9 protein-coding genes and 1 other annotated feature are annotated in these 7,905 nt (G+C 53.9%); of the genes, 2 read left to right on the forward strand and 7 right to left on the reverse strand.

Features of this window, described 5'->3' with window-relative positions:
* The first annotated feature begins 3 nt into the window (after positions 1-3).
* Entirely contained in the window at positions 4-1,326 is a 1,323-nt protein-coding gene (gene dsdA, locus ACLJQJ_RS19850; protein WP_000427991.1) for a D-serine ammonia-lyase, read from the forward strand.
* Positions 1,327-1,407: 81 nt separating this feature from the next.
* Here the strand turns inward: dsdA and ACLJQJ_RS19855 are convergent, their stop codons facing one another.
* From ACLJQJ_RS19855 to ibpA, 6 genes are all read right to left on the reverse strand, one after another.
* Positions 1,408-1,938, reverse strand: coding sequence for a radical SAM protein (locus tag ACLJQJ_RS19855; RefSeq protein WP_000147833.1), 531 nt, complete (start codon positions 1,936-1,938; stop codon positions 1,408-1,410).
* Positions 1,935-2,297, reverse strand: coding sequence for a DUF202 domain-containing protein (locus ACLJQJ_RS19860; protein ID WP_001113452.1), 363 nt, complete (start codon positions 2,295-2,297; stop codon positions 1,935-1,937). Before ACLJQJ_RS19860 ends, ACLJQJ_RS19855 begins: the two co-directional genes overlap by 4 nt.
* Positions 2,287-2,634, reverse strand: coding sequence for a YidH family protein (locus ACLJQJ_RS19865; RefSeq protein WP_000703964.1), 348 nt, complete (start codon positions 2,632-2,634; stop codon positions 2,287-2,289). The genes ACLJQJ_RS19860 and ACLJQJ_RS19865 overlap by 11 nt, the downstream gene beginning before the upstream one ends.
* A gap of 443 nt (positions 2,635-3,077) precedes the next feature.
* Complete coding sequence (locus ACLJQJ_RS19870) at positions 3,078-4,739, reverse strand: putative transporter (protein ID WP_001279793.1); 1,662 nt, start codon at positions 4,737-4,739, stop codon at positions 3,078-3,080.
* Positions 4,740-4,927: 188 nt separating this feature from the next.
* A complete protein-coding gene (gene ibpB / locus ACLJQJ_RS19875) occupies positions 4,928-5,356 on the reverse strand; it encodes a small heat shock chaperone IbpB (RefSeq protein WP_001246919.1) in 429 nt (142 codons plus the stop codon).
* Positions 5,357-5,464: 108 nt separating this feature from the next.
* Positions 5,465-5,878, reverse strand: coding sequence for a small heat shock chaperone IbpA (gene ibpA / locus ACLJQJ_RS19880; protein WP_001532742.1), 414 nt, complete (start codon positions 5,876-5,878; stop codon positions 5,465-5,467).
* Positions 5,872-5,945 (reverse strand) — a sequence feature (ROSE (Repression Of Heat Shock gene Expression) occurs in the 5'-region of heat shock genes and acts as an RNA thermometer to modulate expression.). It overlaps the preceding gene by 7 nt.
* A 242-nt stretch (positions 5,946-6,187) precedes the next feature.
* On the opposite strand from ibpA, the gene ACLJQJ_RS19885 reads away from it, so the two are divergent.
* Positions 6,188-6,520 (forward strand): YceK/YidQ family lipoprotein, encoded by a 333-nt coding sequence (locus ACLJQJ_RS19885; protein WP_001675643.1) that lies wholly within the window; start codon positions 6,188-6,190, stop codon positions 6,518-6,520.
* A 1-nt stretch (position 6,521) separates the two neighbouring features.
* Here the strand turns inward: ACLJQJ_RS19885 and ACLJQJ_RS19890 are convergent, their stop codons facing one another.
* A complete protein-coding gene (locus ACLJQJ_RS19890; RefSeq protein WP_023231605.1) occupies positions 6,522-7,748 on the reverse strand; it encodes a DUF3748 domain-containing protein in 1,227 nt (408 codons plus the stop codon).
* Positions 7,749-7,905: the final 157 nt, after the last annotated feature.

The following is a 7,905-nucleotide window of genomic DNA, read 5'->3' on the forward strand; positions in this document are numbered from 1 at the left end:
ACTATGGAAAACATACAAAAGCTCATCGCCCGGTATCCTTTGGTCGAGGATCTGGTCGCCCTCAAAGAAACCACCTGGTTTAACCCGGGCGCCACCTCTCTTGCACAAGGTCTACCGTATGTCGGCCTGACGGAGCAGGACGTAAACGCCGCCCATGACCGTCTGGCGCGCTTTGCGCCGTATCTGGCGAAAGCGTTTCCGCAAACCGCCGCCGCTGGCGGCATGATCGAATCTGACGTGGTCGCTATTCCGGCCATGCAAAAGCGGCTGGAAAAAGAGTATGGGCAAACGATCGACGGTGAAATGCTGTTAAAAAAAGACAGTCACCTGGCAATCTCTGGTTCCATTAAAGCGCGCGGCGGCATCTACGAGGTGCTAACGCACGCGGAAAAACTGGCGCTGGAGGCGGGTCTGTTAACCACCGACGATGACTATAGCGTGTTGCTTTCGCCGGAATTTAAACAATTCTTCAGCCAGTACAGTATCGCCGTCGGTTCAACCGGCAATCTGGGGCTATCGATCGGTATCATGAGCGCCTGCATCGGTTTTAAAGTGACGGTACATATGTCTGCCGACGCCCGCGCCTGGAAAAAAGCGAAGCTGCGTAGCCACGGCGTGACGGTCGTGGAATACGAAGATGATTACGGCGTGGCGGTTGAGCAGGGCCGTAAAGCAGCGCAATCCGATCCAAACTGTTTCTTTATCGACGATGAAAACTCTCGCACGCTATTTCTGGGCTATGCGGTAGCGGGTCAGCGTCTGAAAGCGCAATTCGCTCAACAGGGACGCGTCGTTGACGCCAGTCACCCACTGTTTGTTTATCTACCGTGCGGCGTTGGCGGCGGCCCTGGCGGCGTCGCCTTTGGCCTGAAACTGGCGTTTGGCGACAACGTCCACTGTTTCTTTGCCGAACCGACCCATTCACCCTGCATGTTACTCGGCGTTTATACCGGTCTGCACGATGCCATCTCAGTACAAGATATCGGTATTGATAACCTGACGGCGGCTGACGGCCTGGCGGTAGGTCGCGCTTCGGGCTTTGTTGGTCGGGCAATGGAGCGTCTGCTTGACGGCCTCTATACCTTAGACGATCAAACAATGTATGACATGCTGGGCTGGCTGGCGCAGGAGGAAGGAATTCGACTGGAGCCATCAGCTCTGGCGGGGATGGCCGGGCCACAGCGCATTTGCGCCTCCGTCGCGTATCAGCAAAGGCATGGATTCAGTCAGACGCAGCTCGGCAACGCGACGCATCTGGTATGGGCAACCGGGGGCGGCATGGTGCCGGAGGATGAAATGGAACAATACCTGGCGAAAGGACGCTAATACTCGCTCAGTGCCGGAAAGACGGCTGCGCCATCCGGCACGCCATCGCCTGATGGCGCTACGCTTATCAGGCCTGTAACGTTAACGCAGCATCGCCATCAACTCCTCAGGCGAGCGATGCTGTTTCAGTAAATCCCGCATCACCCGCATATGCGGCGAGGAGTAGTTAAAAAAGGTCTGGTAGCCCTCGCAAAGCTGATTTTTCCCCTGGCTATCACGATGCTCAGGGCATCCGCCGCCGCAAAATCGTAATAAAGAACACTTCTGACATTCAGCGCTTAGCGGCGCCTTGTCCGGCGTTTTAGCACCATTCCTGCCGCCGCACCACTGCTGTAGCGTCTCATCAAAAAGGCGGACCGAGATACGCTGAATATCTTCACGTACCCAAATATCAAATACGCTATTTAAAAACCGCCCCCAGTCTGCTGAACACAATGAATCCTCGGTCAACATTCCGTTCCGGTCATGTTCCAACAATGGGATAAAATGGACATTGCGAATGCCGAGCCGTTGTAAGTTACGGTACAGTTGCTGAGGGCGCTGGCTATTCTGGCGATTTACGACGACCTGAATCTGGTCATCACTCACGACAATGTCCTGACGTCCTGTCATATAAAATTCCCGATAAATGCAATAAGTTGGCGAATATGGGTAACAGCAAACAGGATTGCGAGCGACAACACCGCGAGGGAGATCAAAAATTTGTCACGCATGACATGAGTTTCGGAAAAATCGCTATGCGCGACATCCATCAAATTACGACTCAGGGTATAACGCCAAAGAATCACCGCCACTATCGCCAGAACGCTGATTGACACCCAGAACAAGAACCCCGCCTGATGCCAGTGGTGCCTGACGGCTAACGCCATTAACGCCCCGTATCCCAGCAGCGTGCGAAACCAGGCCAGCGACGTACGCTCCGGTTGCAGTCCCGGATCGTTCTGCCGACGGGCTTTACGACTATCCGGCATACAGTACCAGCCCCATCACTATCACCGCGACAATCATCAAAATAACGCTGATGATCAACAGGCTATGGGTATAGGGCAAATCCTCTTTCAGACGCATCGCTTTTTCATTACGTAACCAGCGTAGATAGCCATAAATCGCCAGGCCGCCCGCAAACAGACACAACAGTAGCGCCAGCAGTTCACGGATCACCGGCGTGGCAAAATCCGGGGCGAGCTGATCAAGACCGACGCCTGCCGCCAGAAATCCCAGCGAGGTGCGAATCCACGCCAGAAAGGTGCGCTCATTTGCCAGTGAGAAGCGATAATCCGGCGCTTCTCCGAGGCGGGAAATCTTCATGACGACTCCTTTTACGTTCTTATGTATTCCCGTTCGTTTTCAGAATACCACTCACGTTGTTGCTGATATGCTTCACATTATCCCGCAGCAAGGGAATCTTATTGCAAAATAACTGTAGTTCACTGGTGATGCGTTTTGGCGCAACCGCGCTCATTGCCGCTATTTTTCATTTCAGTTGCGACCTTTTTCAACGCCACCGCCAGGAAAGGCATTATTGCCGAATTAAAAGCTGAAAAACTACCCGTCGCGACGAAAAAAAAGGCGAAGAAGATTGATAACTAACTGAAAAAAATTGGAATTATGTTCGTTGGCATTACGCTGATTAGCGCGTTCATTGAGGAAAGAGATAAGAAGAAGAGCAGAAGTGTGGCCGGTGCGGCGCGCGTTATCCAGCCTGGATTTAACACAGTGCGTAGGCTGGATAAGCAACGCGCCATCAGGCGCTAACCCATTCCCCAAAAAATCACCGCCAGCAGTTGTGGCGTGATAATACGCAGGAACATCACTAACGGATAGACGGTCGCGTAAGAGAGCGCCGCCGCGCCGCTGGTGGCGTGCAGATTGTTGGCAAATGCCAGCGCTGGCGGATCGGTCATCGAACCGGCCAGCATCCCGCACAGCGTCAGATAGTTCATTTTGGCAAAAATCCGCGCCAGCAAACCGACGGTAATCAGCGGAATAGCGGTGATGAAAATACCGTAGCCAATCCAGCTTAATCCTTCGCCCTGCGTCAGCGTATCGACAAAATCGCCGCCGGATTTCAGCCCAACGACCGCCAGAAACAAAACGATGCCTAACTCACGCAGCGCGAGGTTGGCGCTCGGCGGCATAAACCAGTACAGCTTACCGATGCTGCCGATACGCCCCAAAATTAGCGCCATGATCAGCGGCCCGCCGGCCAGCCCCAGTTTTAACGCGACCGGGAATCCCGGCACAAACAACGGGATTGACCCAAGCAGAACCCCTAATCCGATGCCGATAAACACCGGCAGCATCTGCACCTGCTGGAGTTTTTGCTGCGCGTTGCCGACCACATTGGCTACCGCATCAATCGAGGCTGGACGCCCCACCAGATTGAGAATGTCGCCAAACTGCAGGCTAGCGTCACTACTGGCGACCAGCTCAACGCCCGCGCGGTTAAGGCGGGAGATAACCACGTCATAACGCTCTTTAAAGTGCAAATCGCGGATACGTTTGCCGAGCACTTTTTCGTTGGTGACGACCACACGCTCGACGCGTAAATCCGTGCCGCGCGTCGACAACGAGGTGTCCACTTCCTTGCCGATCACCAGTTGCGCGTTATGCAGGTCGGTAGATTGGCCGACGAGGTGCAGCAGGTCGCCTGCCTGGATAATCGTCCCCGGCGACGGCACCATCAGCGTGTCGTCGCGTTTCAGGCGTGAGCAAATGATTTTATCGCTGTTCAGGATCGGCACATCCTGAATAGCCATATTATTGAGGTTCGGATTCTCGACACGGATATTCATTGTTTGAATTAATGAATGACCGTTAGCGAGAGAGGATTCATGCTTCTGCGCCTCCGCCTCGACGTTAACGCGAAAAATCAGCCGCATCAGCCACATGGTGAGCAAAATACCGCAGATGCCAAACGGATACGCCATCGCATAGCTCATCCCCATCTGATCCACCAGATCCACTGGCGTTCCCAGATCGCGCAGGATTTGCTGACCCGCCCCTAACGCAGGCGTATTGGTGACTGCGCCGGAGAAAATCCCCAGCACCACCGGCAGCGGAATAGCGAAAATTTTATGCAGAATCGCGGTGACCAACCCGCCCATAATCACAATCAAAACAGCAAACAGATTGAGACGCAGCCCGGAAACGCGCAGCGAGGCGAAAAACCCCGGCCCCACCTGTATGCCGATGGTATAAACAAAAAGGATCAGGCCGAATTCCTGGATAAAGTGCAGCATATCGCCGCTCAGCGTCACCCCAGCCTGATCGACGAAGTGGCCGACGATAATACCGCCGAACAGAACGCCGCCAATACCAAAGCCGACACCGCGCACTTTAATGTTGCCGATCCATAAACCGACAACCGCCACCAACGCCAGAACGCTGACCGTCAATGCGATATCACTCATCTTTTCTTCCCTGTGAGTAACATTTCAATTTATAGGGATTATGACTGAACCGTTAAGGCATATATACAGCATGGCGCACATTCTCATGTTACAAAACCGCCCAGACGTCCTGACTTCGGCAGCGTCTTACCCTTTTTCGTGGCACAAAAAAGCCCCGCCATCTCTGGCGGGGCAAGGCAAGGAGCTCATTAGCTATTTAATGCGGAGCGTTCGTTAATGGCGATACGCTGCGGCGCAATGGTTTCCGGCTCGTTGCGGGTTAAATCAATATGCAGCAGGCCGTTGGTAAACGTCGCGCCGGAAACTTCCATATTCTCAGCCAGCGTAAAGCTCAGGCTAAAAGGCTGCATGACCAGGCCCTGATGTAACCATTTGGGCTCGTTTTCCGGCTGTTCCGGCGTGCCTTTCACCGTCAGGCGCGTGCCTTCCAGTTGAATATCCAGATCTTCCTGACGGAAACCGGCTAACGCTAAGGTAATGCGATAATGGTTATCGTCGCTTTTTTCGATGTTATAGGGCGGGAAGCTCTGGCTTTCGCCGCTGTTTTGCAGCGCATTGGCCAGCTTGTCAAAACCGATCCATTGACGCAGCAGTGGGGATAAATCGTAGTTACGCATAATCATTTCTCCTTCTAAGAAGCGAGTATTACCTTCACACTTTACGTGCGAATATGCTCCCTGACGGCGAGCATGGGATGACAGGCCGCGCAACGCGACCCGACGGAATCAGTTAATTTCGATACGGCGCGGTTTGTTCGCTTCCGGAATCACGCGCTCCAGTTCGATATACAGCAGCCCGTTGACCAGGTTTGCGCCGCGAACGTGAATGTTCTCCGCTAACTGGAACTTACGCTCAAAGTTACGCTCGGCAATGCCCTGATACAGGTAAGTACGTTCTTTCTGCTCGTCCGCATGAGCGCCTTTTACCACCAGTAAATTATCCTGGGCAGTAATCTCCAGTTCGCTTTCCGCGAAACCGGCAACGGCAATGGCGATGCGGTAGTGGTTTTCGTCTACCAGCTCAACGTTGTACGGAGGGTAGCCGCCATTACTTTGGCTTTGGTTATTTTCAAGCAGGTTAAACAGACGGTCAAAACCAATGGCAGAACGGTACAGCGGGGATAAATCAAAGTTACGCATAATCATAAACTCCTGAAATCAGCGAGAATGTCAGACCTTCCATCATGGACAGGCCAGGATTGCCAGAACACCCATCAGGCGTGCCCTTCTATTCACTACGTCTTATAAATGGGTCTGAATACGTACTTTTCAAGTATTTTAATCCGACTTTTTTTTGCAGTTTATTGGCTATTGCATAGACTGGTTGGGACAGCACTGATTGTTAAAGTGCGATTACCGCCACAGTGCCACGTACTGGTGATGTTATTTTTAGCAACGGATCGCTATAACTCATCATGCAAATAACGACAACCAACAGATGAATGAGTGATGATAAAAAACGTGTGGTTAACGCTGATAATATGGAATGGGATGCTTTTATTAGGCGGTTGTTCAAGCGTCATGTCGCACACCGGCGGTAAAGAGGGTACTTATCCTGGCACGCGCGCCAGCGCTACGATGATCGGTAACGATGAGACAAACTGGGGCACCAAATCGTTGGCCATCCTGGATATGCCGTTTACCGCCGTGATGGATACGATCCTTCTGCCGTGGGACATCTTCCGCAAAGACAGTTCGGTAAGATCGCGCGTAGAGAAAAGCGAGGAGGAGACGAAAATGACCAATGCCGTCATCCCCCCGGCGAAGATGCCTCCTCCCTGATTTATCGCCCGGTTTCCGTCACCCATAGCTGACGGAACCCTTTCACCTCTTCCATCCATGCGACGTGTCGCCCATCCGGTGAAAAAACGACGGCGTCCGCAGACGGCGGGTTGTCGTGCCTGGCGGTTAAGAAGTCGATCTTCCCACTTTGTGCGTCGCAGCAGGCAATCCGATTTTCCAGCACCAGTCCCAGCCATTTACCCGACGGATGCCAGTTAAACGCTGACTGTACGCCGGTCGCATGATGCGTTAACTGCCGGGGCTCGCCTCCCTGAGGCGATATCAGCCACAGTTGCGCTACGCCGTTATCGTCCCGCATCAAAAAGGCGATCGCCGTCGCCTGCGGATTACTGCGTACCCAGTGGCGTGGTTCGTTAGTGAGTCCAGGATAAACACGCTGGTGAGTAAAGGTAAGACGCCGCTGAACTACGCCCAACGGCGGCGATGGCATTGTTGATTCGGTTCCCGTCAGCGGCGTGTCGCCTGCCTGTTTCCAGCCGTTTTCATGACACGGTAAATCGACAATAAACAGCTCCGGGACTTTTTTGCCCGTCAGCGACAGCGTATCGCCAATAAAGGCGATCTGGCGGTTGCCCACCCAGCCCTCTTCATAGGCGCGGTTAATGTCATCGCTGCCAGGTCTCGGCGCAGGCGTCGTGCGGCTAACCAGTACGCACCAGTGGCTACCGCTGTATTCGCGCGGATGCTGAGCCGGCACCGTAACCGGCCCATACGGCACGGCCACGCCGACATTACGCAGATCCAGCGCCGGATCTCGCTCATGCAGAACGTGGTCATTATAGGTAAAACTCACCAGCTCGCCGTTCGGGCTAAACACATGGACGTGGCTGCCGCCGCGCAGCGCGCCGGGAGTATACGGCGCAGTAATATCCATCGCATCGAGGTTAGTCACGCCCCCCGGCGTTGCAATAACGCCCCGACGGTGGTGGAAATCGTAATGCCACGTCTCATCAGGGTTTTCAGGGCCATGAATAAACACATAGTGATTGTCGGCAGGATGCACCGTCACCACACCGACATGCGCGCCCTGCACGGCGCGATAAATCACCTCCACGTCGCCGGTATGCACATTGACACGCTCAATAGTCTTGCCCGTAAATGACGCGCCTGAAGGCCGCACATCAAAGACCAGCCACTGGCTGTCAGGTGTCCAGGTATTGGTGTTGGTAAGCTGGTGATGGCGCGGCGTAAAGGTGATTTGTTTCATGGGATGTCCTGATAAGAGACGATGCTCGTCATCATACTGCACACGGGCTTCACTTTCAGGCTTTAGCGTATCGTTGGGATAGCCAGGCCCGGTGGCGCCACGCCACCGGGCCGTCAGGGTCTTATTTCTCCTGCGCCAGCCGGATACTGCGCTCTAT

Origin of the sequence: Salmonella sp. SAL04202, assembly GCF_046550775.1 — a bacterium.
GTDB lineage: Bacteria > Pseudomonadota > Gammaproteobacteria > Enterobacterales > Enterobacteriaceae > Salmonella > Salmonella enterica.